23 protein-coding genes are annotated in these 26,306 nt (G+C 62.6%); 18 read left to right on the forward strand and 5 right to left on the reverse strand.

Annotated elements, in window-relative coordinates; genetic code table 11:
- Positions 1–16: 16 nt before the first annotated feature.
- Entirely contained in the window at positions 17–940 is a 924-nt protein-coding gene (locus AArc1_RS11090) for a hypothetical protein (protein ID WP_117365872.1), read from the forward strand.
- Positions 941–1,029: 89 nt separating this feature from the next.
- Here AArc1_RS11090 and AArc1_RS11095 read toward each other — a convergent pair whose 3' ends face one another.
- On the reverse strand, positions 1,030–1,260 hold the full coding sequence (locus tag AArc1_RS11095; protein ID WP_117364428.1) for a hypothetical protein: 231 nt from the start codon (positions 1,258–1,260) through the stop codon (positions 1,030–1,032).
- Between the two features lie 113 nt (positions 1,261–1,373).
- Between AArc1_RS11095 and AArc1_RS11100 the strand changes: the two genes are divergently transcribed.
- The 8 genes from AArc1_RS11100 (at position 1,374) to AArc1_RS11135 (ending at position 11,732) form a co-directional block, all read left to right on the forward strand.
- Entirely contained in the window at positions 1,374–1,808 is a 435-nt protein-coding gene (locus AArc1_RS11100) for a universal stress protein (RefSeq protein ID WP_117364429.1), read from the forward strand.
- A 134-nt stretch (positions 1,809–1,942) separates the two neighbouring features.
- On the forward strand, positions 1,943–2,437 hold the full coding sequence (locus tag AArc1_RS11105) for a universal stress protein (RefSeq protein WP_117364430.1): 495 nt from the start codon (positions 1,943–1,945) through the stop codon (positions 2,435–2,437).
- A gap of 150 nt (positions 2,438–2,587) precedes the next feature.
- Complete coding sequence (gene acs, locus AArc1_RS11110) at positions 2,588–4,564, forward strand: acetate--CoA ligase (protein ID WP_117364431.1); 1,977 nt, start codon at positions 2,588–2,590, stop codon at positions 4,562–4,564.
- Positions 4,565–4,690: 126 nt separating this feature from the next.
- On the forward strand, positions 4,691–6,934 hold the full coding sequence (locus AArc1_RS11115) for a bacterio-opsin activator domain-containing protein (RefSeq protein ID WP_117364432.1): 2,244 nt from the start codon (positions 4,691–4,693) through the stop codon (positions 6,932–6,934).
- A 251-nt stretch (positions 6,935–7,185) separates the two neighbouring features.
- A complete protein-coding gene (acs, locus tag AArc1_RS11120; protein ID WP_117364433.1) occupies positions 7,186–9,162 on the forward strand; it encodes an acetate--CoA ligase in 1,977 nt (658 codons plus the stop codon).
- Between the two features lie 58 nt (positions 9,163–9,220).
- Positions 9,221–9,628 carry a DUF4212 domain-containing protein gene (locus AArc1_RS11125; protein ID WP_117364434.1) on the forward strand — a complete coding sequence of 136 codons (408 nt, stop codon included), beginning with the start codon at positions 9,221–9,223 and terminating at the stop codon, positions 9,626–9,628.
- The gene (locus tag AArc1_RS11130; RefSeq protein ID WP_117364435.1) at positions 9,625–11,271 is read left to right on the forward strand and encodes a solute symporter family protein; all 1,647 of its coding nucleotides are present in this window, start codon (positions 9,625–9,627) and stop codon (positions 11,269–11,271) included. Before AArc1_RS11125 ends, AArc1_RS11130 begins: the two co-directional genes overlap by 4 nt.
- Before the next feature lie 2 nt (positions 11,272–11,273).
- Positions 11,274–11,732, forward strand: coding sequence for a universal stress protein (locus AArc1_RS11135; protein WP_117364436.1), 459 nt, complete (start codon positions 11,274–11,276; stop codon positions 11,730–11,732).
- Positions 11,733–11,797: 65 nt separating this feature from the next.
- On the opposite strand, the gene AArc1_RS11140 is transcribed toward AArc1_RS11135, so the two are convergent.
- Both AArc1_RS11140 and AArc1_RS11145 read right to left on the reverse strand, forming a co-directional pair.
- On the reverse strand, positions 11,798–12,244 hold the full coding sequence (locus AArc1_RS11140; protein ID WP_117364437.1) for a UPF0179 family protein: 447 nt from the start codon (positions 12,242–12,244) through the stop codon (positions 11,798–11,800).
- A gap of 65 nt (positions 12,245–12,309) precedes the next feature.
- The gene (locus AArc1_RS11145; RefSeq protein WP_117364438.1) at positions 12,310–12,714 is read right to left on the reverse strand and encodes a DUF5820 family protein; all 405 of its coding nucleotides are present in this window, start codon (positions 12,712–12,714) and stop codon (positions 12,310–12,312) included.
- A gap of 580 nt (positions 12,715–13,294) precedes the next feature.
- Between AArc1_RS11145 and AArc1_RS11150 the strand changes: the two genes are divergently transcribed.
- The 7 genes from AArc1_RS11150 to AArc1_RS11180 all read left to right on the forward strand — a co-directional run bounded on the left by AArc1_RS11150 (position 13,295) and on the right by AArc1_RS11180 (position 23,572).
- Positions 13,295–15,367, forward strand: a complete 2,073-nt coding sequence (locus AArc1_RS11150) for a PrkA family serine protein kinase (protein WP_117364439.1) — start codon at positions 13,295–13,297, stop codon at positions 15,365–15,367.
- Position 15,368: 1 nt separating this feature from the next.
- Positions 15,369–17,654: a PrkA family serine protein kinase gene (locus AArc1_RS11155; RefSeq protein ID WP_117364440.1), complete on the forward strand. Its 2,286-nt coding sequence runs from the start codon at positions 15,369–15,371 to the stop codon at positions 17,652–17,654.
- Between the two features lie 22 nt (positions 17,655–17,676).
- The gene (locus AArc1_RS11160; RefSeq protein WP_117364441.1) at positions 17,677–19,002 is read left to right on the forward strand and encodes a YeaH/YhbH family protein; all 1,326 of its coding nucleotides are present in this window, start codon (positions 17,677–17,679) and stop codon (positions 19,000–19,002) included.
- Entirely contained in the window at positions 18,995–21,022 is a 2,028-nt protein-coding gene (locus AArc1_RS11165) for a SpoVR family protein (protein ID WP_117364442.1), read from the forward strand. Before AArc1_RS11160 ends, AArc1_RS11165 begins: the two co-directional genes overlap by 8 nt.
- Positions 21,023–21,098: 76 nt before the next feature.
- Positions 21,099–21,683 (forward strand): hypothetical protein, encoded by a 585-nt coding sequence (locus AArc1_RS11170; RefSeq protein WP_117364443.1) that lies wholly within the window; start codon positions 21,099–21,101, stop codon positions 21,681–21,683.
- Positions 21,684–21,723: 40 nt separating this feature from the next.
- The gene (locus tag AArc1_RS11175; protein ID WP_117364444.1) at positions 21,724–22,113 is read left to right on the forward strand and encodes a secondary thiamine-phosphate synthase enzyme YjbQ; all 390 of its coding nucleotides are present in this window, start codon (positions 21,724–21,726) and stop codon (positions 22,111–22,113) included.
- 145 nt (positions 22,114–22,258) lie between these two features.
- Positions 22,259–23,572 (forward strand): MFS transporter, encoded by a 1,314-nt coding sequence (locus AArc1_RS11180; RefSeq protein ID WP_117364445.1) that lies wholly within the window; start codon positions 22,259–22,261, stop codon positions 23,570–23,572.
- A gap of 93 nt (positions 23,573–23,665) precedes the next feature.
- Here AArc1_RS11180 and AArc1_RS11185 read toward each other — a convergent pair whose 3' ends face one another.
- Positions 23,666–24,325, reverse strand: a complete 660-nt coding sequence (locus tag AArc1_RS11185; protein ID WP_117364446.1) for a glycerophosphodiester phosphodiesterase — start codon at positions 24,323–24,325, stop codon at positions 23,666–23,668.
- 240 nt (positions 24,326–24,565) lie between these two features.
- On the opposite strand from AArc1_RS11185, the gene AArc1_RS11190 reads away from it, so the two are divergent.
- Positions 24,566–25,009 carry a response regulator gene (locus tag AArc1_RS11190; RefSeq protein ID WP_117364447.1) on the forward strand — a complete coding sequence of 148 codons (444 nt, stop codon included), beginning with the start codon at positions 24,566–24,568 and terminating at the stop codon, positions 25,007–25,009.
- A 76-nt stretch (positions 25,010–25,085) separates the two neighbouring features.
- Positions 25,086–25,805: an SDR family oxidoreductase gene (locus AArc1_RS11195; RefSeq protein ID WP_117364448.1), complete on the forward strand. Its 720-nt coding sequence runs from the start codon at positions 25,086–25,088 to the stop codon at positions 25,803–25,805.
- 100 nt (positions 25,806–25,905) lie between these two features.
- Here the strand turns inward: AArc1_RS11195 and AArc1_RS11200 are convergent, their stop codons facing one another.
- Entirely contained in the window at positions 25,906–26,196 is a 291-nt protein-coding gene (locus AArc1_RS11200) for a hypothetical protein (protein ID WP_117364449.1), read from the reverse strand.
- Positions 26,197–26,306 lie beyond the last annotated feature (110 nt).

Below are 26,306 nucleotides of genomic sequence, written 5' to 3' on the forward strand. Positions count from 1 at the left end.
GCGAGACAATCCCATCATGAGCCAGACCAAACGCGAACGAGTGACGGACATGCTCGAGACAGCCGACCGCGAAAGCGGCGCACTGCTCTCGACCGACGAGGCGTTAGCGGATGGTTCGTTGCTCGAGGTTGCCGAAGCGGCCAGCGAGTTTCTCGAGTCGAACGACCCACAGGCGGTGCTCGAGGCGGTCGGCCTCGATATGCTCCCTGATGGAAGCGAACCCGAGTCGATTCCGGCGGCAATCGTCCGCGGGGACGAACGCGAGGTCGAAGCCCTCAAGCGGATGATGAACCTCGCGAAGTTAGCCGACGACGCAGACGGAGACGCGCTCGCAGACGCGACCGCGCCGCTCCGAGATCGACTCGACGATGCAGCCGAACTCGAGGGTGAGACAGCCGAAGCGGACGGCGACGCGACGAGTGAATCGGGTGCGAACGACGCTGACGACGCGACGGACAACTCGGAGGAAGACGACGACCAGGTGGACGAAACCGACGCGGCTGACGACGCCGATGATTCGGGTTCCGTCCTCGAGTCACTCGCAGATGGGCTGGTCGGCGACGAGTCGACTGCCGAAGAGGCGACTGCGGAAGAGACGGCCGACGTCGGCGATGCGCTCGAGGACGCCGTCCGCTCGTCTGTCACCGAGTTTGGCGACGACGTCCAGCGCCTTCGGGATCGACTCGAGACAGCGCGGACTGACGAGAGCGCAGAGGAGAAAGCAGGGGAGGACGACGACGAACGGACGGCCGAGGACGAGAACGCGAGCGAAGCCGGCGAATCGGACGATCTCCTCGAGGTCGACCTCGGTGGCGACCGGGCCGACCGCTCGAGTTCACGAGGCGTCGTCAGACACTCGACGGTCGCGCCGTCGCCGTCGGATCGGGCCGACATGAAAGGGACAGCCCGCTTCTCGACGATGCCCGAGAAGAACGATTGATTCGATCTGCTAGACCAGGTGACCACCAGACACCCAAGACAGATCGCGGGTCTAACGGAACTGGCGGACAGCGATCCGGATGAACGGACTTACTTCTCGCGCCAGTCGTCGATGAACAGTCGCGTCCCCATGATCGGGATGAACAGGAAGAACGCGAGCAGACAGGCACCGACGAAGATCGCCTGGAAGAACTCCGGAGAGAACTCCGGTGACACCGTCCAGATCGCGATGAGAATTCCACCGACGACCGAGACGAGCGCGAGCACGATCAGATCCCTGCGTTCGACGGGCACTTCCTCGGGCGCACCGGCTTCGGCCATACCAGATCTTGTCGTCGGCGGTATAAAGTGATGGGCGTTTCTCGGCGAGTGCAGCACCCACTGGCCTCGTGCCAGCAGGTAGTGCCTTTAGGTCGGGGAACGTATCGGCGGCCATGTACGATTCGATACTCGTCGCGACCGACGGGAGCAACGCCGCGTCCACGGCCGTCGAGCACGCGATCGAACTGGCACGCCGACTCGAGGTCCCGCTGTATGCGATCGCCGTCCTCGAGTCGCGGACCGAGTACGACAACGCGATCGTCGATCCGGAGGAGGTCGACCGCCGACGACGGGAGCAGGCGTCGTCGTGGCTCGAGCACGTCGAAACGCTAGCCAAGAAGGGTGGAGTCGGCGTCGAGACGACGATCCGCTCTGGCGTCCCTGACGAAGAGATCCGCGCGTACGCAGGCGAGCTGGGTGTCGGCGCTATCGTACTTGGTGCACAGGGCCGATCGTCGTTCAGGCGGGCACTGCTGGGGAGCACGGCGGACCGGGTCGTCAGGCTTGCAGACCAACCGGTAGTCGTCGTCGACTCCGACACTGAGTGACGGCTCACAGGAACGATCGGTGCCGGTTCTGCGGCCGAGATGATCGAAATCCGCAGCCGACGCCGACTCCCGATACTCTCAGTCGGTTGTTCGAAGCCGAACATTTACTTCACCGGTTCTCCTGCTAGTCCAACATGGCACTGCTCGTACCGTTCGACGGCTCGGAGTTGGCGACGAAAGCGCTCGAGAAGGCCGCAACGTTCGGTGACCTGCTGGACGAGGAGGTCGTCGTGGTAACGGTTATTCCAGACGACGCAGATTACGCCCGCGAACGTGGCTGGATCACCCGAGGTGAGCCATTCGACCGCGAGGCTATCGCCGATGGGCTACAGTCTCGAGCCGCCGAGGTCGCTCCCGAGGCGACGTTTCGAACGGAGCGGGTCAGTTCGGACGAGCCGACCGCGACATCGACGACGGAGGTCGTCCGAGAGATCCGTCGCATCGCCGTCGAGATCGATGCGAGCGTCGTCTTCATCGGTTCGCAAAACGCCGGTTCCGTGATCACTCCGCAGTCGAGTGTCGGCAGCCCCGTCGCCAAAGGACAGCGCTACGACGTTTACGTGGTTCGACAGGCAGTCGACGACGCTGACGCCGACGAGATCGACGACGTCGATTCGATGGCAGACTGACACGACTGCACACACTCGCCGTTGGCGGTCGATCAACAAGGGTCGTCGCGGCCACCGGCACCGCTTCGACAGCGATCGAATCGGATCGCGTCGCCGTCTATCGTCCGGAGGAACGCTTATTCCGCTAACTATCCTCGGTTGGAACGAGACATGGATAATCGGAACGGCTGGGAGCGGACGAACTCAGCCCTGACCGGCACGACCCATCGCCCTCCAGGTTCGTTCGTCGACCAGGCGAACGTCACGAACGAGTCGATTCACCGTGAGTTCGATGCCGAGTGGCCGGCGTGTTGGGACCGAGCAGCCGCGTTGCTCGAGTGGGACCAGCCGTACGAGACGATTCTCGAGGACGACAATCCTCCCTTTTACCGGTGGTTCACCGGCGGCGAACTGAACGCCTCGTACAACTGCATCGACCGACATCTCGAGACGGGGCGGAAGACCCACGCAGCGATCCGGTGGGAGGGAAAGCAGGGCGAACGCGAGACGTACACCTACCAGGATCTGGCGGTCGAGGTCAACGAGCTCGCCGCCGCCTTGCAGGGACTCGGCGTCGGCGCGGACGACATCGTGACGATCTATCTCCCGATGATTCCGGAACTCCCCATCGCGATGCTCGCGTGTGCCCGTATCGGCGCACCACACAGCGTCGTCTTCGCGGGCTTTTCGGCGGACGCACTCGCGACCCGAATGGCCGCAGCCGACAGCGAGTTCCTGATCACCTGTGATGGGTACTATCGACGTGGCGATGCGTTCAACCAGAAGAGCAAGGTCGACAACGCGTGTCTCTCACTCGACCACGACGTCCGGACAGTCGTCGTCGACCGACTGGGCGAAGACCTCCCACACGTGTTGGGCGACGACGAGTGGGACTACCACGACCTTCAGCAGCGTTATGCTGGCGAGCGCGTCGATCCGGTGTCGCGTGACGCCGAGGACATGCTGTTTCTGATGTATACCTCCGGGACGACGGGCGAACCGAAAGGCGTCGTTCACACGACGGGCGGCTATCTCGCACACGTCGCGTGGACGACCCACGCGGTTCTCGACGTCAAGCCCGAAGACACCTACTGGTGTGCAGCGGATATCGGCTGGATCACGGGCCACTCCTACATCGTCTACGGCCCGCTCGCGCTCGGGACGACGACGGTCATGTACGAAGGCTCTCCGGATTACCCGGATCGCGACCGGCTCTGGGAAATCGTCGACCGGAACGCAGTCGACGTCTTCTATACGGCACCGACGGCGATCCGCGCGTTCATGAAGTGGGGCGAAGAGTACCCCGGTCGCCACGACCTCTCCTCGCTGCGACTGCTCGGGACGGTCGGCGAACCGATCAGTCCTCGGCCGTGGGCGTGGTACCGCGACCACGTCGGTGACGGCGAGTGTCCGGTCGTCGACACCTGGTGGCAGACCGAAACGGGTGCCGTGATGCTCTCGACGCTGCCCGGCGTCGACGAGATGAAACCCGGAGCCGCAGGGCCGCCGTTGCCCGGAACCGACGTCAGAGTCGTCGACGCGAACGGTCGAGAAGTCGATCCCGGTGAGACGGGCTATCTGACACTCGCCAGTCCCTGGCCTGGAATGGCACGTACACTCTACGACGGCGACGACCGCTTTCGATCGGAGTACTGGAATCGCTTCTCGGATGCTGAAGCCGGTGAGTGGCGCTACTTCAGCGGTGACACGGCGACCATCGACGAGGACGGCTACGTTACCGTCCTCGGCCGAGTCGACGACGTAATTAACGTCGCCGGCCGCCGACTGAGCACGATGGAAATCGAAGGCGCGGTAACCGACGTCGACGGCGTCGCCGAAACCGCCGTCGTCGGCCGCTCGAGCGAGTGCGACGGGACCGAAATCTACGTCTACGTGAGCACTGAACGCAGCGTCGATGCAGACGGGGCGGTTCGGGACGCGATCGTCGAGAACGTCGAGAGCGCGATCGGCCCGTTCGCGCGCCCGAGCGAGATCGTCTTTACGCCCGAACTGCCGAAGACGCGCTCGGGAAAGATCATGCGCCGACTGCTCGAGGACGTCGCCAACGGTGAGGAACTCGGCGATACGAGCGCGCTTCGAAACCCGGAGATCGTCGGTGAAATCCAGACGGAGCGCGGCGACCACTGACAGTTTCGCAAATCCAAGTTATGCGAAACGACGACTCACAGTTTCACCCAGGATGGTGGTCGAGATCTACACAAGCGCTGTCCAGACCCAGTACAATTATGTTCGCGTCCGTTGAAATTGCGAAACATGTCACTCGAGGCGGCTGCCGACGCCGTCCTCTCGCGCCGCCAGTACGAGTCACTGCTTGACGCCGCGGAAACCTACCGTGAGGCGCTAGTCGTCAGGCTCTGTGGGGAAGTCGGACTCCGGCCCGCAGAGCTCGCCGGGCTCACGATCGGCGACGTCGAGCAGGTTCGGATGGACCCGCCACGATATCTCGTGCGGGTGCCATCGATCGGCGAGCGTGAAGGGCGGACCAGCTATTTGCCGACGACCGTCGAGCGCGAACTGCGCCGCTACGCCCGGAGTAACGACCTCGCTGCTGAAGACCGAATCTTTTCGGTCACACCACGCCGACTCCAGATGCTCGTCGCCGATGTCGCCAAACGGGCCGCCGATCTGTTCGACACCCCGTCGCTGGCCGACGTCTCCTCGGGCGATCTCCGACACTACTTCGCCCATCGGTCCCTGGTCGATCACGACGTCAACCCTCGAATCGTCAAGTCTGCCGGCGGCTGGCAGAGCTTCGAGGCCCTCGAGCCGTATTTTCCCCAGCCGAGTGATGTAGAGATCGTCGACGCCTTCGACACCGTCGAGCGACCTTCAGGACCCGACCGCAACCGGTCTGGATCACGATCCGGACCAATGGTGAGCGACGACAGCGTAATCAGGCTGTTGCTCGCTGCCAGCGATCGATACGCGCTGATCCGGCTCGACGAGGACGGCTACGTCGAGCGCTGGAACCGAAGCGGTGCCTCACTGTTCGGCTACCGCGCCGGCGAGATCGTCGGCACGCACGTCTCTACGTTTTACCCCGACGAAGCCGTCGAAGACGGAGCCCCCGAACGGACCCTGGCTACAGCGGTCGAGGAGTCCGGATACGAGACGGAGGGGTGGCGAGTGCACAAGGATGGGTCCCGATTCCGCGCGACCGAAGTCATCTCTCCGCTTCGGAACGACCGGGGACGCCACCGCGGTTACGCCGTCTTCGTTCGTGACGTCTCGACTCACTACGAGGCTCTCGAGGCAATCGAAGCCGAACGCGACGCACTCGAGCGTCAGATTGCGATCGGCCGCGGCCAGCGAGCGCTCACACGGGCGTTGCTCGGATCGACTGACCACGGAGAAGTAGAAACGCGCACGTGTGAGGCGCTGGCCAGCAGCGAGGCCTACGAGTTCGCCTGGATCGACCGGACGACGTTCACGGACCGACACAGCGAGTGGCGAGCCGCGGCTGGCATTGGACCCGGCGCAGTCGACCGACTCGTCCCCGATGAGTGGGTCGACGCGCCGACAACAGAAGTCGACGACGGCTCGCTCGACGCTGCACCGACCGACGACGCGACACCGATGGTCAACGTCGCAACCGAGGTCAGCAGCGATCTCGGAGGTGATCGGTTCGATGGCACCCTCGCGCGCGTGAGTCTCTCGTACGGCGATACGGTCTACGGAAGTCTCTCGGTGGCGACGACCAGACCGAACGCATTCGACGGCGAAGAACGACAGTGGCTCGAGACGATCGGCAGGCAGGTCGGCTACGCGATCACCGCAGTTCGCCGGCGGAACCTCCTGCTGTCCGACCGTGTCGTCGAACTCGAGATCGCCTGTCGAGACGAGGAGTCGTTTTTCGTCGCCGCCTCCCAGGAACTCGAGTGTCGATTCGAGCTCGATTCACTCGTCCCGGTTTCGGAGTCGACCCAGTTGTACTACCTCCGTCTCGAAGGGACACCGCCGGCTGACGTGTTCGACCGTGCCGAGGCAGATCCGGGCATTGCAGACTACCGGTTGATCGAGACCTACGAGGATGGGTGGCGTGTCGAGTTCGTCGTCGAGGGATCGTCACCGACGCTGACGCTGACCGAGTACGGCGTCACGGTCGTTGACGCGGTCTTCGATACCGGAACGGCGATGGTGACGGGCGAGTGTGCCGCCGACGCCGACCTGCGGACGATACTCAACGGACTGCGGGCCGCATTCCCGGCTTCTGAACTCATCGGAAAGCGAGAGGCCGAACGGACCGTCCAGACCGCTCGCGAGTTCCGCGAAGGCCTCGAGGATCGGCTGACCGACCGCCAGGAGGCCGCGTTGCGAGCCGCGTATTTCGGCGGTTACTACGACTGGCCCCGCGAGAGCACGGCCGAAGAGGTCGCCGACGCGATGGGGATTTCATCACCGACGCTTCACAACCACCTTCGGAAAGGCCAGCACGAACTCCTCCGAACGTTTTTCGACGACCCGGCAGAGGGGGCCGTCGGCGAGTCGACCAGGTGACCGACCGCCCCGTCACCACACTAAGCCTCTAGAGGGGCCGTCAGATCCGGAGCGAAGCGGCCGCTCTCTGGCATCGGGCACTCTCACACGGCTCGTCGTTCGTCCGCCGTCTCTTCCTTACAGACGATTCCCTTGAATTTTTCATCGATTTTAGAAAGAAAGTATTCTGGACGATCGGTTTATCTCTCGATCGATTTTGTACAGCTAGAGTCGCACTTTACTATCACCGTTGCTCATTGATTGGGTGTATCATGTCACAGGAGGAAGCCGATCTCGAGGCACGACTCGAGGAGCAAGATACGTTCGAGCCCCCCGAGTCGTTCGTCGAGCAGGCGAACGTGGCGGATCCGGGGATATACGACGAGTTCGAAGAGAACTGGCCCGAGTGCTGGGACCAGGCAGCGGAGTTTCTCGACTGGGAAGAGTCATACGACGAGATTCTCGACGAGTCGACGGCACCGACCTACCGCTGGTTCACGAACGGAAAGCTCAACGCATCGTACAACTGCCTCGACCGACACGTCGAAGACGGCGCGAAGAACAGAGCGGCGATCAAGTGGGAGGGTGAACTCGGCGAGACGCGGACGTATACCTACAGTGACCTTCTGAACGAGGTCAACGAGTTCGCGTCCGCACTGAGAGACCTCGGCGTCGAAGAAGACGACGTCGTCACCATGTACATGCCGATGGTGCCGGAGCTCCCGATCGCGATGCTCGCGTGTGCCCGTATCGGCGCACCACACAGCGTCGTCTTCGCGGGCTTCTCTGCGGACGCGCTCGCGACCCGGATGAACGACGCCGACAGCGAATATCTGATCACCACCGATGGCTACTACCGCCGCGGTGACGCACTCGATCACCTCTCGAAGACGAACGAGGGACTCGACGACGTCGAGCACGAGACGACGACGGTCGTCGTCGACCGACTCGGCACCGAACTCGAGCACTCGCTGGCCGACGGACAGCACGACTACGACGAGTTAGTCGACGCCCACGCCGGTGAGACGGTCGAGCCAGTCACGCGAGACGCCGAAGACATGCTGTTCCTGATGTACACGTCGGGGACGACTGGCAAGCCGAAAGGCGTCAAGCACACCACTGGCGGCTACCTGTCGTATGCCGCCTGGACGTCTCATGCGGTGCTCGACCTGAAGCCCGAGGACACCTACTGGTGTTCGGCTGACATCGGCTGGATTACGGGTCACTCCTACATCCTGTACGGGCCGCTCGCGCTCGGAACGACGACGGTGATGTACGAAGGGACGCCGGACTATCCGGAGAAAGATCGGTTCTGGGAGATCATCGAGAAGAACCGCGTCGATGTCTTCTATACGGCACCGACGGCGATCCGGGCGTTCATGAAGTGGGGCGAAGAGTACCCCGAGCGCCACGACCTCTCCTCGCTGCGACTGCTGGGGACGGTCGGCGAACCGATCAACCCGCGGGCGTGGAAGTGGTACTACGAGCACATCGGTGGCAGTGACTGCCCGATCGTCGACACCTGGTGGCAGACCGAAACCGGCGGGCACATGATTACCACGCTGCCCGGTATCTGTGAGATGAAACCCGGTTCGGCTGGTCCGGGGCTGCCCGGCCTCGACGTACAGATCGTCGACGGCGCTGGCGAAGAGATCGACGCCGGTCAGGCGGGCTATCTCACCGTTCAGAAGCCATGGCCCGGCATGCTTCGAACGCTCTACCGGAACGACGACCGGTTCGTCTCCGAGTACTGGGAAGAGTACTCCGACCCCGAGGCCGACGAGTGGGTCTACTTCCCCGAAGACGGCGCGAAGATCGACGAGGACGGCTACATCACTGTCCTCGGTCGGGTCGACGACGTGATCAACGTCTCCGGGCACCGACTTGGCACCATGGAGATCGAGTCCGCCGTCGTCGGCGTGGAGGGAATCGCCGAAGCGGCAGTCGTCGGCGGCGACCACGACGTCAAAGGCGAAGCAGTCTACGTCTACGCCATCCCCGAGGACGGTCGTGAAGGCCAGGAAGCAAGCCTCGAGGAGGCGGCTATCGAGGGCGTCATCGACTCTATCGGTCCGATCGCCAAACCCGAGGAGGTAATCTTCACGCCCGAACTACCGAAGACGCGCTCGGGCAAGATCATGCGCCGATTGCTCGAGGACATCGCGAGCGGTAACGAACTCGGAAATACCTCGACCCTTCGGAATCCGGAGGTCGTCGACGACATCGCAGATCAGGTCGGAGGCAACTGACCAACGGCCTTTTCGGACGCACACGAGTGGGCACGAGACTACGAGACGAAAACAAACTATGTCAGACAATACCAACCAGAATTCGACGGACGTTGCCGAGACAGACGGCGGCGTGAAGACGGAAGCGTACCTCGATAAGGAAATAAATTTATTCAAGCCAGCGACGCCGTTCATGCGGGACAACCTGCGTGCGATGTGGGGATTGTTCGCGCTGTGGGCGATCATCGTCTTCGGACCGACGACGGCGATCCTGTTCGCCCCGGAGTTCATGACCGGGACGGAGGTGCTCGGTGGATTCCCGCTACACTTCTTCATTACGGCGGTCGTGACCCCGCTCGGGGCACTCGTGCTGTCGGCGGTTTATGCGTTCCAGCGCGACCGGCTCGATACAAAGTACGGCATCAGTCACGAAGACGAAGAAGACGCCGAGACAGGGGCAGTGGCCGCCGACGGGGGTGAACAATGATAGAGCCAGTCGTCCTCGAGTCTGCCCTCGACATCGGGTTCAAACTCGTGCCGACGCTGACGCTCGCAGGGATGCTCATACTGTTCCTGGGCGTCGGATACTTCTTCCGCGTTGCGGCAGTCGACGAACTGTGGGTCGCCGGTCGATCGATCGGTTCGATCGAAAACGGCATGGCAATTGGCGCGAACTGGATGAGCGCCGCGTCGTACCTCGGGGTGGCCGGACTGATTGCGACGATCGGCTACTTCGGACTGGCGTACGTCGTTGGCTGGACGACCGGGTACTTCATCCTGCTTATCTTCATGGCGGCCCAGTTCCGTCGCTTCGGGAAGTACACGGCACCCGACTTCGTCGGTGACCGGTTCTACTCCGACTGGGCGCGCGGTATCGCCGCGTTCACCACGCTCGTCATCGCGTTCGTCTACGCGATCGGACAGGCAAGCGGCATGGGTCTGATGTCCCAGTACATCTTCGGCCTCTCCTACGAGGTCGGCGTCATCCTGCTGATGGTTGTTACCATCGGTTACGTTGCCCTCTCGGGCATGCTGGGGACGACCAAGAACATGGCGATCCAGTACATCATCCTGATCATCGCCTTTACGCTCGGCCTCTACGCGACCGGCTGGGCGCAGGGCTGGTCGCTCGCCGTACCGTACTTAGAGGCCGGTCCGGAGGTCGCCGAGGCGGCGAGCCTCGAGGCCCAGCTCGTCGAACCGTTCGCGTTCACGAGCTACTACGGCTGGATCGCGCTGACGTTCAGTCTCATCGTCGGTACCTGTGGGCTACCTCACGTTCTGGTGCGGTTTTACACGGTCGACAACGAACGGACGGCCCGCTGGTCGACGGTCTGGGGGCTGTTCTTCATCTGTCTGCTCTACTGGGGTACCGCGACGTATGCGGCCTTCGGTGGGCTGCTGTACGCCGACGGCCCCGGTGGTGGCAGCTTCATGGACATGCCCGGTGGGGACGCGGACTCGATCGTTCTGTTGACAGCCCAGCTCGCGGAGCTGCCCGAGTGGCTGGTCGGACTCGTCGCTGCGGGTGCAGTTGCAGCGGCGCTCGCGACCACTGCAGGACTGTTCATCACGGCATCTTCGGCTGCCGCACACGACATCTACACGAACCTCTACAAGGAGGACGCGACCCAGCGCGAACAGATGATCGTCGGTCGGACCACGATCCTCGGCATCGGTATCCTGACGATGCTGATCGGACTCAACCCGCCGGCGCTCATCGGCGAACTCGTCGCGATGTCGTTCGCAATCGCAGGATCGATCTTCTTCCCCGTGTTCTTCCTTGGGCTCTGGTGGGAGAAAACGACGAAAGAAGGAGCGATCTCCGGGATGCTCGTCGGAATGGCGATCTCGTTCGGCGCGATCTTGAACGACACGGCACTCCCAATGTACACCGGTGTTGAAGGGGCCGTGATTCCAGAGCTGGCCGTGTGGCTGCCAGGCACCGCCTCGGCGCTCATTGGCGTTCCGGTCGTATTCACGGTCATCATCGTCGTTTCGGTGTTCACGGAAGAGCCACCAGAGGACGTCAAACGACTCGTCCGCCAGTGTCACAGCCCCGAACCGATGAAGAAGATGGACTCCGCCGAAGACGTCGCCGCTGACGGCGGCACCCCTGCAGACGACTAACCATGTACGACAGTATACTCGTCCCGACAGATGGAAGCGCAGTCGCCGAGAACGCCGTCGATCACGCGATCGACATCGCCTCGCAGTACGACGCGGACGTCCACGCCTTGTACGTGGTCGACCTCGACGCGATGGACGTCGCCGTCGGCACCGAACAGATCGACCGCTTCAGGCAGGGCGACCTGAGCGATCTGCCCGAACTCGAGCAACGGGCCCGTAATGCCACCGACTACGTGGCCGAACAAGCCAGTGAGCACGGACTCGAGGTAACCGAAGCGATCGTCGCGGGCAACCCGCGGAAACGAATCGCAGACTACGGTGAAGAACACGACATCGACATGGTCGTGATGGGGTCGGCCGGCCGCGGTGGCGTCCGTCGGATGCTACTCGGCAGCGTCGCCGAACGGACGCTCCGGGCGACGACCATCCCGGTCCTCGTCGTCGACGCTCGCGAGGACTGACAGTACCGACGCACCGACTGGCGGTGCTCCTGTGACGCGATTTTTGACCATAACTCACAACGCGATCAGTCTTCGACGTCGAGTTCGACCAGCTCGAGCGAGCGGTCGAGATGGCAGACGTCGTGTGGCGGTTCACCGAGGATCTCGCGGATGCGGTACTCCTCGTCGAACTCGACGCCGTCGGGGTCACAGAACTCGTGGCTGGGACACTCGATGTACGGACACGGGCCTGGAAGGCTCGTCTTGCTGCCGGCGAACGCTCCCTTGCCGTGGATGTTCGCACGGACCGAGACAGGTTCGACCTCGACGGCTCTGACGCCATCATCGTGCATCGCACACTCGAGGGTCTGGGCGTTTTCGCGGACCGACGTGACGCGATACTTCGTATCGGTCGACAGATTGAGACACTGACTCCGGTATGGACAGCCGGCACAGCCGTCGGCTTCGCCCTGGTAGATAAACTCGGTCCCCGGCTCGGCCAGCCGGGTTCCGATGAGGGTCACGGTCGACATGGCAACGGGTAGTGCCCACGCGTGGTTAAGCCTCACGCGTGAGCGCGTACGGACGGTCGACGCGTTCAGCCGTCGTCACGACCGGTGAGATCGTCCAGTCGCTCGAGATATCTGTCGCGAGGAACCTGATAGCAACTGCGATACTCGAGGTCGCCAGCGGCAAAACGCGTCGCCAACTCGCTTGCGTACTCGAGTGCGTCGTCTCGGTCCGGGAATCGTCGGCCGTCCTCGACGGTGACGTCTGGCTCTAAGTAGAACGTGACGAACCAGTCGTCGGCCGCGGTCGTATCGGTCGGGTTGCGGCCGGGGCGTCGGGTCCGGCGGCCATGGGTGACGTATAGCGTGGGGAGACACGCAGCCGGGAAGGAATCGGCGTTAAAGACGTCCGGACGATAGGCGAGGACGAGTCGACCGTCGTCACCGTCTGCCCAGACGTCCCACGCTGCCGGTAGTGCCGGGATGTCGCTCATGTGTGTCGATAGGGCTAGTGATGGTAAATGGTCGTCGTGGCCAGTGGGCCGGTCCACGGAAGCGGGGAGTGTATAGCCACGGTGACCAACCGCGCGCGAGCAGACCACGACAATGCAAGGGGACCAGTTATGCCGTCAATCGGTAAAAATGCCCTGTGGTACCAGATGACAGTATGTTTTTCTGGCAAGAAATGCCTGAAAATAGGTTCTGGTAAATACCTGTTGGGGCCAACTTTAAGTATCTGGATTACTCACTCATTAAATACTATCGGTATCCGTCCGCCGGACCGATCCACTCTGCGCCCGTCCCCGGCGCACGTCGTGTGAAACCAACGACCAGGGTTCACACACCAATGAGTGGTGATCGCCCACACATGACACGACCGTTCGACGCCGCCCGAAAGGGAGACGCGTTCTGGCAACGCCTCGTTACCGAGACGACCGTGAGGTGCCACGCTGGCTCTAGCAAGCAGTACGAACGTGACGCTTCGGCCGCGAGACGTTCCAGCAGATCGGGAACCGCACACACAAACCCCGTGCGATCACGGACGACCGACGGTGGGGATTTACACTACCAACCATGACCGGTGACATCGAAACGCTCGAGAAGCTCAGTACGGCGTACAAAGAATCGATGCCCGCGGACCTGCGGGAGACCAAATCGTTCGACTGGTACCTCGAAGCGGTGTACGAGGACCCGAAGATCGCCCGCAACGCCCACCAGCGCGTCGCGGACATGTTCGACTACTACGGGACGACCTACGACGAAACCGAAGGGGTCGTCGAGTACCGCCTCGCGAGCGAGGACCCGTTACACGACGGTGAGAATACCTTCTACGGGAAGGTGATCCACCAGTCGATCCACGAGTTCGTCAACAAGGTGAAATCAGGAGCCCGCCGACTCGGTCCCGAACGCCGGATCAAACTCCTGCTCGGTCCCGTCGGCTCGGGGAAGTCTCACTTCGACAAGCAGGTTCGCAAGTACTTCGAGGACTACACGCTCCGCGAGGAGGGTCGGATGTACACCTTCCGCTGGACGAACCTCTGTGACGTCGTCAAAGACCAGGATCCGGCCGACGACGTCGTTCGATCGCCAATGAATCAGGACCCGCTGGTTCTGTTGCCCGTAGAGCAGCGCCAGTCGGTGATCGACGATCTGAACGATCGCCTGGATGCACCCTACACCATCCAGAACGAGCAGGCGCTTGACCCCGAAAGCGAGTTCTACATGGATCGGCTGCTGGCGCACTACGACGACGACTTACAGCAGGTGCTCGAGAACCACGTCGAGATCATCCGCTTCGTCGCCGACGAGAACAAACGCCAGGGCGTCGAGACGTTCGAGCCCAAAGACAAGAAAAATCAGGACGAGACCGAACTCACGGGCGACGTCAACTACTCGAAGATCGCTATCTACGGCGAGAGCGACCCACGTGCGTTCGATTACTCGGGGGCGTTCTGTAATGCAAACAGAGGAATATTCAGCGGTGAGGAGTTGCTCAAGCTCCAGCGGGAGTTCCTCTACGATTTCCTCCACGCCACCCAGGAGCAGACGATCAAGCCGAAGAACAACCCCCGGATCGACATCGACCAGGTGATCGTCGGCCGGACGAATATGCCCGAGTACAAAGATAAAAAGGGCGACGAGAAGATGGAGGCGTTCAACGACCGCACCAAGCGGATCGACTTCCCGTACGTCCTGAGTTACGAAGACGAGGCGAGCATCTACGAGAAGATGCTGAACAACGCCGACGTCCCCGACATCAACGTCGAGCCACACACCTTAGAGATGGCGGGGCTGTTCGGCGTCCTCACCCGGGTCGAAGAGCCCGACGCCGAAACCGTCGATCTCCTCTCGAAGGCCAAAGCCTACAACGGCGAGATCGACGAAGGCGACGACATCGACGTCAAGAAGCTTCGTGAGGAAGCCGCGGCGAAAGCCGAGATCGGCGAAGGGATGGTCGGCATCTCGCCTCGCTTTATCGGCGACGAGATCGCCGAGGCGATCATGGACTCGAAACACCGCCAGCGCGGGTTCCTCTCGCCGCTGACGGTGTTCAACTTCTTCGAGGAGAACTTAGAACACCACGGCTCGATCCCCGAAGACAACTTCGAGACGTACTACCGCTACCTCGAGACGGTCCGTGAGGAGTACCGCGAGCGGGCGATCGAGGACGTCCGCCATGCGCTGGCGTACGACATCGACGAGATCCAGCGCCAGGGTGAAAAGTACATGGACCACGTCATGGCGTACATCGACGACGACACGATCGAGGACGACCTCACCGGCCGCGAACAGGAACCCGACGAGACGTTCCTGCGCAGCGTCGAGGAGAAACTCGACGTGCCCGAAGACCGCAAGAACGACTTCCGCCAGGAAGTGTCGAACTGGGTCTCCCGGCGGGCCCGCGAAGGCGAGGCATTCAATCCCCAGGACAACGAGCGCCTGCGCCGCGCCTTAGAGCGCAAGCTCTGGGAGGACAAGAAACACAACATCAACTTCTCCGCGCTGGTCAGCGCCAGCGACGTCGACGACGACGAACGCTCCTCGTGGATCGACGCCCTGACCGAACAGGGTTACTCCGAAGCGGGCGCAAAAGAGGTTCTCGAGTTTGCCGGCGCCGAGGTCGCCAAAGCCGAGATGGAAGACTAGTATGACCGGCGAGGACTACGTTACCGAGGCCGACCGAACGCTCGAGGCGACCTACGAAGAGCCGATGGAGCTGGCGACCTACGTCGATCGGATCTTCGAGAACCCGACGATCGCCTCGCACGCCTCGAAGTACCTGCTCGAGGCGATCGAGGCCGCCGGGACTCGCACCGTCGTCGAAGAGGGCGAGGAGAAAGAGCGCTATCGCTTCTTCGACGACCCGCACAACGACGGTGAACACGCGATCCTCGGCAACACCGAGGTGCTCAACGGCTTCGTCGACGACCTCCGTTCGATCGCGGCCGGCCGGGCGAAAGACGAGAAGATCATCTGGTTCGAGGGGCCGACGGCGACGGGGAAATCCGAACTCAAACGCTGTCTGGTCAACGGACTGCGTGAGTACTCGAAGACGCCCGCGGGACGTCGGTACACCGTCGAGTGGAACGTCACCAGCGCCGAGGCCGAACAGCGCGGGCTGAGCTACGGGAGCGACCCGACCGCCGGCGACGACAAACACTGGTACGAGAGTCCCGTCCAGTCACACCCCTTGTCGGTTTTCCCCGAGGAGATCCGCGAGCGCATCCTCGAGGATCTAAACGACGAGCTCGACGAGCACGTCCCACTTCGGGTCGACGCAGAACTCGACCCGTTCTCGCGGGAGGCCTACGACTACCTCGAAGAGCGCTACCGTCGCGAAGGCGAAGACGAGTTGTTTTCGGCGATTACGAACGATCGACACCTGCGGGTGAAAAACTACGTCGTCGACATCGGCCAGGGCGTCGGCGTGCTCCACTCCGAAGACGACGGCCGCCCCAAAGAACGGCTCGTCGGCTCCTGGATGCACGGCATGCTCCAGGAACTGGACTCGCGTGGACGGAAGAATCCGCAGGCGTTCTCCTACGACGGGGTGCTCTCGCAGGGCAACGGCGTCCTCACGATCGTCGAGGACGCCGCCCAGCACGCCGACTTGCTCCAGAAGCTACTGAACGTCCCCGACGAACAGTCGGTCAAACTCGATAAGGGAATCGGGATGGACGTCGACACCCAGTTACTGATCATCTCGAACCCCGACCTCGAGGCCCAGCTTAACCAGCACGCCGACCGAAACGGGATGGACCCGCTGAAGGCGCTCAAACGAAGGCTCGACAAACACCAGTTCGGCTACCTGACGAACCTCTCGCTCGAGTCGGAACTCATCCGACGTGAGCTGACCAACGAGACGGAAGTCTGGGAGGCCGACACCTACGACGAACTCGAGTCGCGCATCCGCGAGCCAGTCCGGGTCACGATCAAAGCACAGGACGGTAAGACGCGAACGAAGGAGTTCGCCCCGCATGCGATCGAGTCGGCCGCGCTGTACGCGGTGGTTTCCCGCCTCGACGAGCAGGATCTGCCGAACGGCCTCGATCTGGTCGACAAGGCGTTGATCTACGATCAGGGCTACCTGCAGGAAGGGGATAGCCGACGCGAGAAAGCGGCGTTCGACTTCGCCGACGACGGCAGCGACGGCGACCACGGCATCCCGGTGACGTACACACGAGACACGCTCGCCGAACTGGTCCAGGCTGACCAGGATCGCCACCACCCGGAGCTTCCCGTCAGCGACGTCATCATGCCGCGGGACGTGTTGAACGCGATGGCCGAGGGACTCTCGACTGCTCCCGTTTTCTCGACGGGCGAACGCTCGGAGTTCGAAGGTCGCGTCGTCCCCGTGAAAAACTACATTTACGACCGACAGGAGTCGGACGTCATCGAGGCGATCATGCACGACCGACGCGTCGACGAGGAGACGGTCGCAGCGTACGTCGAACACGTCTACGCCTGGGAGACCGACGAGCCGCTGTACAACGACCGCGGCGAGCGCGTCGAACCCGATCCGCTGAAGATGAAACTGTTCGAGGTCGAACACCTCGGCCGGTTTGGCGAGGACGATTACGAAGGCAACCTCCCCCGCGAGAGCGTCCGAAACTTCCGCCGGGAGAAAGTGATCACGTCCCTCAACCGCCACGCCTGGGAGCACCGCGATGAGGATTTCGCCGTCCAGAACGTCGACCTGACGGCGATTCCAGTGATCAAGTCGGTCCTCGAGAGCCACGACTGGGACGACGTCCGGCGGACCTTCGAGGACTTCGACCCGCGCCAGTGGGACGATCCGCCGAGTGGGACCGAAACGGAGGGCGTCAAGGAGCGAACGATCGAGACGATGGTCGACGAGTTCGATTACTCCGAGGCATCGGCCGAACTGACCAGCCGACACGTCATGGGACAGGTGAGCTACCGATGGGACTGACGACTACGTACGAGGTGCGACCATGGGACTGAAAGACGACCTCGAGCGATTCCGTGAAGTGGGCGAACAGCGACGCGAGGACTTAGCCGACTTCATCCAGTACGGCGAACTTGGCACCAGCAGACCGGACCAGATCAACATCCCGGTCAAGATCGTCTCGCTCCCGGAGTTCGAGTACGACCGCCGGGACAAAGGTGGCGTCGGCCAGGGCGACGGCGGAACGCCGGACGTCGGCCAGCCCGTCGGCCAGCCCCAGCCTCAGCCGGGCGACGACGACGGTGACGGCGACGAACCCGGCGAGGAAGGCGGCGAGCACAAGTACTACGAGATGGACCCCGAGGAGTTCGCCCAGGAACTCGACGAGGAACTGGGGCTGGACTTAGAGCCAAAGGGGAAGAAAGTGATCGAGGAGAAAGAAGGGCCGTTCACCGACCTCACCAGAACCGGCCCCGACAGCACGCTCGACTTCGAGCGGATGTTCAAAGAGGGACTCAAGCGCAAACTCGCGATGGACTTCGACGAGGAGTTCCTGCGAGAACTGTGCAAGGTCGAGGGGATCAGCCCCCGCGAGGTCTTCGAGTGGGCCCGCGGCGAGAACCTCCCGGTGTCGATGGCCTGGGTCGAGGAGGCCCACGACGAGGTCGCCGACGAACGTGGGGCCTGGTCGTCGATCGAGGAGGTCGAAGCGAACGTCGAACGCGAGACTGTCCAGCAGAAGATCCGCCGTGAGGGGATCAAACACGTCCCCTTCCGTCGCGAAGACGAACGCTACCGCTACCCCGAGATCATCGAGGAAAAAGAGAAGAACGTCGTCGTGGTCAACATCCGCGACGTCTCCGGCTCGATGCGCGAGAAGAAACGCGAACTCGTCGAACGGACGTTCACCCCGCTCGACTGGTACCTCCAGGGCAAGTACGACAACGCGGAGTTCGTCTACATCGCCCACGACGCCGACGCCTGGCAGGTCGAACGGGAGGACTTCTTCGGCATCCGCTCGGGTGGCGGCACGAAGATCTCGAGCGCGTACGAACTCGCCGCCGAACTCCTGGAGGAATATCCCTGGAGCGACTGGAACCGCTACGTCTTCGCCGCCGGTGATTCGGAGAACTCCTCGAACGACACTGAAGAGCGCGTCATCCCGATCATGGAGGAGATCCCGGCGAACCTCCATGCCTACGTCGAAACCCAGCCAAGCGGCAACGCGATCAACGCCACCCACGCCGAAGAACTCGAGCGTCACTTCGGTACCGACGCCGACGACGTCGCGGTGGCGTACGTCAACGGCAAAGCGGACGTGACCGACGCGATCTACGAGATTCTCTCGACGGAGAGTGATTCGGATGAGTAAGACGAATTCCAACGCCGACCGGTTTCGCAAGCAGGCGATCGCCGCCGACTTAGAAGAGCCGGTCGCAGAAGCCAGACATCTGGCACAGAAACTCGGCCTCGAGCCGTACCCGGTGAAGTACTGGATCATCGATTACGACGAGATGAACGAACTCATCGCCTACGGTGGCTTCCAGAGTCGCTACCCACACTGGCGATGGGGGATGCAGTACGACCGCCAGCAAAAACAGGGCCAGTACACCGGCGGGAAGGCCTTCGAGATCGTCAACAACGACAACCCGGCCCATGCCTTCCTCCAGGAGTCGAACACGCTGGCCGATCAGAAGGCCGTCATCACCCACGTCGAGGCCCATTCGGACTTCTTCGCGAAAAACGAGTGGTTCGGGCTCTTTACGGGCGGCCAGTCGGACGAAGCACAGGTCAACGCCGCCGCGATGCTCGAACGCCACGCCCGGGCGATCGACGAGTACATGTCCGATCCCGAGATCGACCGTGCGGAGGTCGAAAAGTGGATCGACCACTGTCTCAGCTTAGAAGACAACATCGACCAGCACCGGGTGTTCGAACGCCGACTCGACGTCGACGGCCCCGCCGAAGAGATCGACGGGGATCTCGCCGAGAAACTCGACGAACTCGGTCTTTCCGAGGAGATCAAAGGCGAGGTGTTCGACGAGGAGTGGCTCGAGAAACTCGAGGCCGAAAACGGACAGGTCACCTTCCCCGAGGAGCCCCAGAAGGACCTCCTCTCGTTCGTCCGCGAACACGGCAAACAGTACGACGCCGAGAGCGGTCGCGCCGTCGAGATGGAGCCCTGGCAACGGGACGTCCTCGATATGATGCGCGCGGAGGCCTACTACTTCGCCGCCCAGAAGATGACGAAGATCATGAACGAGGGGTGGGCGGCCTACTGGGAGTCGGCGATGATGACCGACGAGGCGTTCGCTGGCGACGACGAGTTCGTCAACTACGCCGATCACATGGCGAAAGTGCTCGCTTCCGGCGGACTCAACCCCTACAGCCTCGGCATGGAACTGTGGGAGTACGTCGAAAACACGACGAACCGCCGCGAGGTGCTCGAGCGCCTGCTTCGCGTCGAGGGAATCTCCTGGCGTAATCTGACCGACGTCGTCGACTTTGACGACGTCCTCGAGACGCTCGAGCCGCCAGTGTCGATCGCCACGATCGAGGCCGGAACGCTCGAGGAACTCGAGGCCGCGCCGGAAGAGTGGATCGACCACGACGCACTGTCGGCTGCCCACGACGGCGAGGTCGATGTCGATCGCTACCCGTGGAAGGTCCTGACGTACGAGGGACTGGCCCGTCGGCACTACTCGCTGGTCAAACGCCAGCACCGTGGCTTCCTCTCGCGGGTCAACCAGAACGAACTCGAGCGGATCGGGCGATACCTCTTCGACGATGCTCGATACGCGAGCGTCGAGGAGGCGCTCGAGGACGTCGAGTTCACGGCGGGCTGGGATCGCATGTACGACGTACGGGAGAGTCACAACGACGTGACCTTCCTGGACGAGTTCCTCACGGAGGAGTTCATCACGGAGAACAACTACTTCACCTACGAGCACTCGAAGGCGACCGGCCAATTCCACGTCGCGAGCGACGCCGCCGAGGACGTCAAGAAGAAGTTGTTGTTGCAGTTTACCAACTTTGGGAAGCCGACGATCGCGGTCTACGACGGCAACTACAACAACGCGAACGAACTCCTGTTGGGCCACCAGTACAACGGCGTCATGCTCGACCTCGGGAAGGCCAAGGAGACCTTGAAGCGGATCTTCGAACTTTGGGGTCGGCCCGTGAACCTCCTGACGATCGTCAAGGACGTCAACGAACACGACGTCGAGGTCGCCAAACGACGCAATCGTGAGCCCGAGCCCGAAGAACGCGGCAAGCTCATCCGATACGACGGCGAGGAAGTGACCGTCGAGACCGTCCCCTGGAACGAGGTCGAACACCTCTCGGCCGAAGACGTCGACTACGACACGAAACCCGACGAGTGGCTCGCCTGAAACGTCTTTCTTTCCCAACTGTTTGTGATAAACTGTCGGAACCCTTTTGCCCTCGTTCTCGCATGAACCGGATACGATGGATGGGGGACACGCCGTCGAGGAACACGACGAATCTGTCGGGTTCGATCTGCCGTCGGTGCTCGCACAACTCGACGGACGCACGCCAGCGGAGTGCAGAGATGCAGTCGAGACAGTCCAGACGCACGTCGCCGAGAATCCGGACGCCTGTTTGCCGACCGTCCCGAAGCTCAGAACGCTGCTCGAGCAGCCTGACGTCGACTGTCAGGCGGACGCCGCGTACTGTCTCGCCGAACTCGCCGAACACTCGCCGGTCGACGTCGCGCCGTCGGCCGACGAACTCGCCACCTTCGTCGCCGAGCGACCGGCTCACGACGCGACACCCGCGCTGATTCGGTCGCTCGCCGCTATTTCAAGCGATCGACCGGACGCCCTCGTCGACCACGTCGACGCACTCGACATCGCACTCGAAAACGACGCACCCGAGGCTCGAGCGGCCGGTGCGACCGCCTTCGGTCGGCTTGCAACGGAGACTGACGCGACCGTCGATCCCGTCCGTGACCGACTGGCCGAACTCGCAGCCGACGATCCGGACTCGACCGTCAAAGAACGCGCTGCGGGGGCGCTCGAGCAGTTTCCGTAGGCACCGAAACGTACGGGCACTGTGAGCACGTACGTCTTGTATGGACGTTTCAGTCGACACCGACGCACGACTCACGACCGTCGACGTGACCGACCGGATCGCCGACGCGGTTCCCGACGAGCTGGCCACCGGAACCGCCACCGCGTTCGTCCGGCATACGACCGCGGGACTGATTGTACAGGAGAACGAGCCCCGACTGCGCGGGGACATCGAATCGTTTCTCGAGGAGGTCGTCCCGGACGAGGGCCACGCCCACGACCAGCTAGACGGTAACGCCGACTCGCACCTGCGAGCGACGCTGCTCGGGCCGGACGTGACGATTCCGGTCGAAGACGGCGAGCTCGCACTCGGCACCTGGCAGTCGGTGCTCCTGGTCGAGTGCGACGGACCGCGGACGCGAACGATCACCGTGACGACCGTCGGCGAGTAGCCTCGAGAACCCCGCGAGAGCCACGGTCTGAGGGGCCCTACAATTGTCTCGGTCTGACAGAGCCCCTACGAGTGTCTCGCTCAGACAGAGGCGGTGACAGTCTTTCGACACGGTGTTTATACTCCGGTCTCGAGTACGGTACGCCATGACGACCGAGGCCGAGCAGCCGGACGTCTTCGATCCGTTCCGGCAGTTCTTCTCGCTGCAACGGGACGTGCTGGTACTCTCGCTGGCGATGTTCGCGTTCAGCCTCGGCTTTCAGATGACCACCCGATTTCTGCCGGACTATCTCGTCTACCTCGGTGCGACTGGGTTCGTCGTCGGCCTCTTTGCGACGCTCGGCAACGTGATCGGTGCGGTCTTTCCGTACTACGGCGGCGTGATCTCCGACCGCGTCGGCTCGCGGTATGCACTCACCGCCTTCGGCCTCCTCTCGACGATCGGCTTCGGTATCTGGCTCGCCGGCGCGTTCGTTCCGCCGGTCGACCTGGGCGTGTTCGTTCTCGAGCCCTGGATCTGGGTATTCGTCGGCCTGTTGTTCGCACAGGGCTGGAAGTCGTTTGGGATCGGTGCCACGTACGCCATCGTCAAACAGAGCGTCCCACCGGAGCGACTCGCACGCGGGTTCGCAAGCACCGAGACGTTCCGACGAACGGCGTTTCTCCTCGCTCCGCTGATCGTCGCGGTTCTCGTCGCCGACGATCTGATGCCCGGGTTCCTGTTCGTCCTCGCGATTGCGGTCGTCTTCGGGCTCATCGGGACACTCACGCAGCATTTCCTCTACGACGCCTCGGCCGACTCGCTCGGTAAAGAGTTCGAGGGAATCAGACGGATCGTCGATGACGTCCGCGCGATGCCGGATCCCCTCCGACCGCTGCTCGTCGCAGACACGTTCGTTCGCTTCGCCAACGGGATGGTCTACGTCTTTTTCATCCTCGTGATCACGCAGGTGATGGGGATTGGGCTGACCCTGTCGCTGCCGGTCGTCGGGACGGTCGAGCTCTCGCCGGCGGCGTTTTTCGGCGTTCTGCTGGGGATCGAGATGCTCGTCGCGTTGCTCACGATGGCCCCTACCGCAAAGCTCGCCGAGTACACCGGTCTCAAAACGGTCGTAGGGCTGGGCTTTTTCGTCTACGCCGTCTTCCCCGTCCTCCTCATCTTCGCACCCGAAAGCGTTCCCGTTCTCGTCGCGCTGTTCGCGTTCTCCGGACTTCGGTTTGCAGGGCTGCCGGCGCACAAGGCGCTGGTCGTCGGCCCTGCCAAGCAAGACGCAGGTGGCCGCGTCACTGGCTCGTACTACTTCCTTCGGAACCTGATCGTCATCCCAAGCGGCGCGCTCGGTGGTATCCTCTGGGAGTTCGCCAGCCCGGAACTCTCGTTCGCCGTCGCCTCCACCATCGGCATGGTTGGCGTCGCCTACTTCGTCCTGTTCGGCGAGGAGTTCGACGCCTACCAGTGACCGAAATCGCGACCGACCGAGCTATCCAGACACGCGGTGTCCCGTGGTAAACAACCACGGGTCAGGTGACCCGTGGAACTCTCGCTGTTCCCTTTAGATCCGAATCAGACGATCAGCAGAGACACAGTCGACGCCACGCAGACCCAGCAGCTTCGCCATCAGCGGCCGTTCGATCGACCAAGCGTGGACCTCGAGGTCGACGGCTTTCGCGCGCGGGACGAGTCGCGTCGTCAGACAGCGGGCGTAGTTCGCCCCGATGACGTCACAGTCGAGTTCGACGGCCGTGGTGATGGGGTGGTCGAGGTCTCGGCGCACGAGCAGTCCCGTCGGCTGGTCCGGATCGAGGGCGCGAACCGCCCGGAGTTCATCCTCGAGAAACGAGGTGGTCACCACCCGGTTCTCGACGCCCTCGAGAGCCGCGAGGACGTCCGCCGCGATGTCGCGGTCTTTCATCTCGAGGTTGATCTCGACGTCGTCGGGGACGACCGCGAGGAGTTCCTCGAGCGTCGGAATTCGCTCACCGGACTCGAGGACGGTGTGTGTCTTGAGGTCCGCGAGCGAGGAATCGGCGACGGTGCCGACGCCACCGGTGACGCGGTCGATCGTCTCGTCGTGGATGACGACCAGCTCGCCAGAGCCACAGCGGCGGACGTCGAACTCGACAGCGTCGGCGACGTCGGCCGCCGATTGGACGGCTGCAATCGTGTTCTCTGGTGCGGTCGCGGCGAAGCCGCGATGGGCGATCAGTCGCATTCGGCTACAGTTCGGTGGCGAGTGGGGTTATACTCCGCGCTCGCCTTCGAACGACGAGGAATAACCATCCAGCGGACAAGATGTCTGCCAGATGGCGTCTTAGACGCCTCTTTCGGCCGATCTGTGGACGCTTCCAAAGCCTTTAGCAAGCACGTTTAACCGAGTTCCGTAACTATGGATGGCCGAGTAGCTATTCATGTACACGTCGCGATACCGATCGCTTCTCTCACCGCGTAATCGATGAGCACGCGATTCGAGGAGCCAGTCGAAATTCTACTGGTCGAGGACAACCCAGGCGACGTCCGACTCGTCGAGATTGCCCTTCGTGAACTCTCGACCGACACCGAACTGGACGTCGCAACCGATGGCACCAAGGCGCTCGAGACGCTCTCGGGATGTCTCCGGAACGAGTCGGTCCCGGACCTCGTCTTACTCGATCTCAACCTGCCGCGGATGGGCGGCTTCGAGTTCTTAGATGAGATACAGGACCAACCGGCGCTCGCACGGATTCCGATCCTCGTCCTGACCGGTTCGAACGCGTGCGAAGACGTCGCCGAGAGCTACGAACGGGCCGCGAACGCCTACCTCACCAAGCCGGCCGATCCGGCAGCGTACATCGAGATGGTCGAAGCGGTCGCCGATTTCTGGTTCGATCGGGTCGCACTGCCCTCGACTCACGCCTGATACGGCCCGTTATGACCTCTCAGAGAGTGTGTGGGATACCCACGCATTGATCTGTCCGGAGGGCGCAGTAGTCAGTATGCCATCGACGCAGTTCGACCTCGATTTCGACGGGACCGTCGCCGTAATCACCGGTGCAAGCGGGGCGCTCGGAAGCGCGATCGTCGACCGATTTCACCGCGCAGGTGCGACCGTTTGTGCCGTCGACCTCGTCGAACCGGACGACGCGGACAGCCTACTCGAGCCGGACGATCGAATCCACTTCTATGAAGCGGATCTGACTGACGAGAGCGATGTCGCCGAACTCGTCGACCGGATCGTCGACGACCACGGCCGCATCGATCACCTGCTGAACGTCGCCGGCACCTGGCGAGGTGGTGCGCCGATCGAGGAGACCGACGCCGAGGAGTTCGAGTTTCTGATGGACGTCAACCTGAAAACGGCATTTCTCGCGGCGAAACACGCTCTTCCACATCTTCAACAACAGGACGGAGCGATCGTCAGCGTCAGCGCTCGCTCCTCACTCGAGGGCGGCGAGGGAGACGGTCCGTACCGCATCTCGAAGGCCGGGATTCGGCTGTTGACCGAGACGCTCGCCGAGGAAAACCGTGGAGCGGTCAGGGCCAACTGCGTAATGCCGAGCGTGATCGATACGCCGATGAACCGTGAGATGATGCCCGACGCGGATCACGACTCGTGGGTCGAGCCGGCCGAAATCGCGGACGTGATGGGGTTCCTCTGTAGCGACGCCGCAGCGGTGACGAGCGGCGCGGCGGTTCCGGTCTACGGCGAGGCCTGAGCCGCTCCCGAGTAGAACGAGATGAACGAACGGGGAGTGGTATCGACGGGACCTGGGGCGTCGTCGAACTCCTCGAGGAAGCGACCGACTGGGCTGGGCGTCACTCGAGTTCGACCGTCTTCGATCTGATCTCGTCGCCCTCACGCCACTGATAGTACCGATAGCTCGTTCCGGCGACCTCCATCACCGAGACGGTCGCACGCTCCGGGACGTCGTCAGGATACGTGGCGTCGCGTTCGGTCGACTCGAGCCACGCCTCGAGTTCGGTGACGTACGTCGCGACGGCACTGACCGTCTCTAGATCCCGTTTGGAAAGCGCCTCGAGCAGGTCATAGAGGTCGGCATCGAGATCGTCGGGCGGTGCTGGACGCTCACTGCCAGTGTCGGTCATCCGTCCGGACGTTCGGACCGGGGTTGCCTAAAGCCGTCCCTCCAGTCGACTCGAGCGCGACGGCGGGCCGCCTTTCACATAGCGTGTCCAATGCCCACAGACTGCATACT

The organism is Natrarchaeobaculum sulfurireducens, from assembly GCF_003430825.1.
GTDB lineage: Archaea > Halobacteriota > Halobacteria > Halobacteriales > Natrialbaceae > Natrarchaeobaculum > Natrarchaeobaculum sulfurireducens.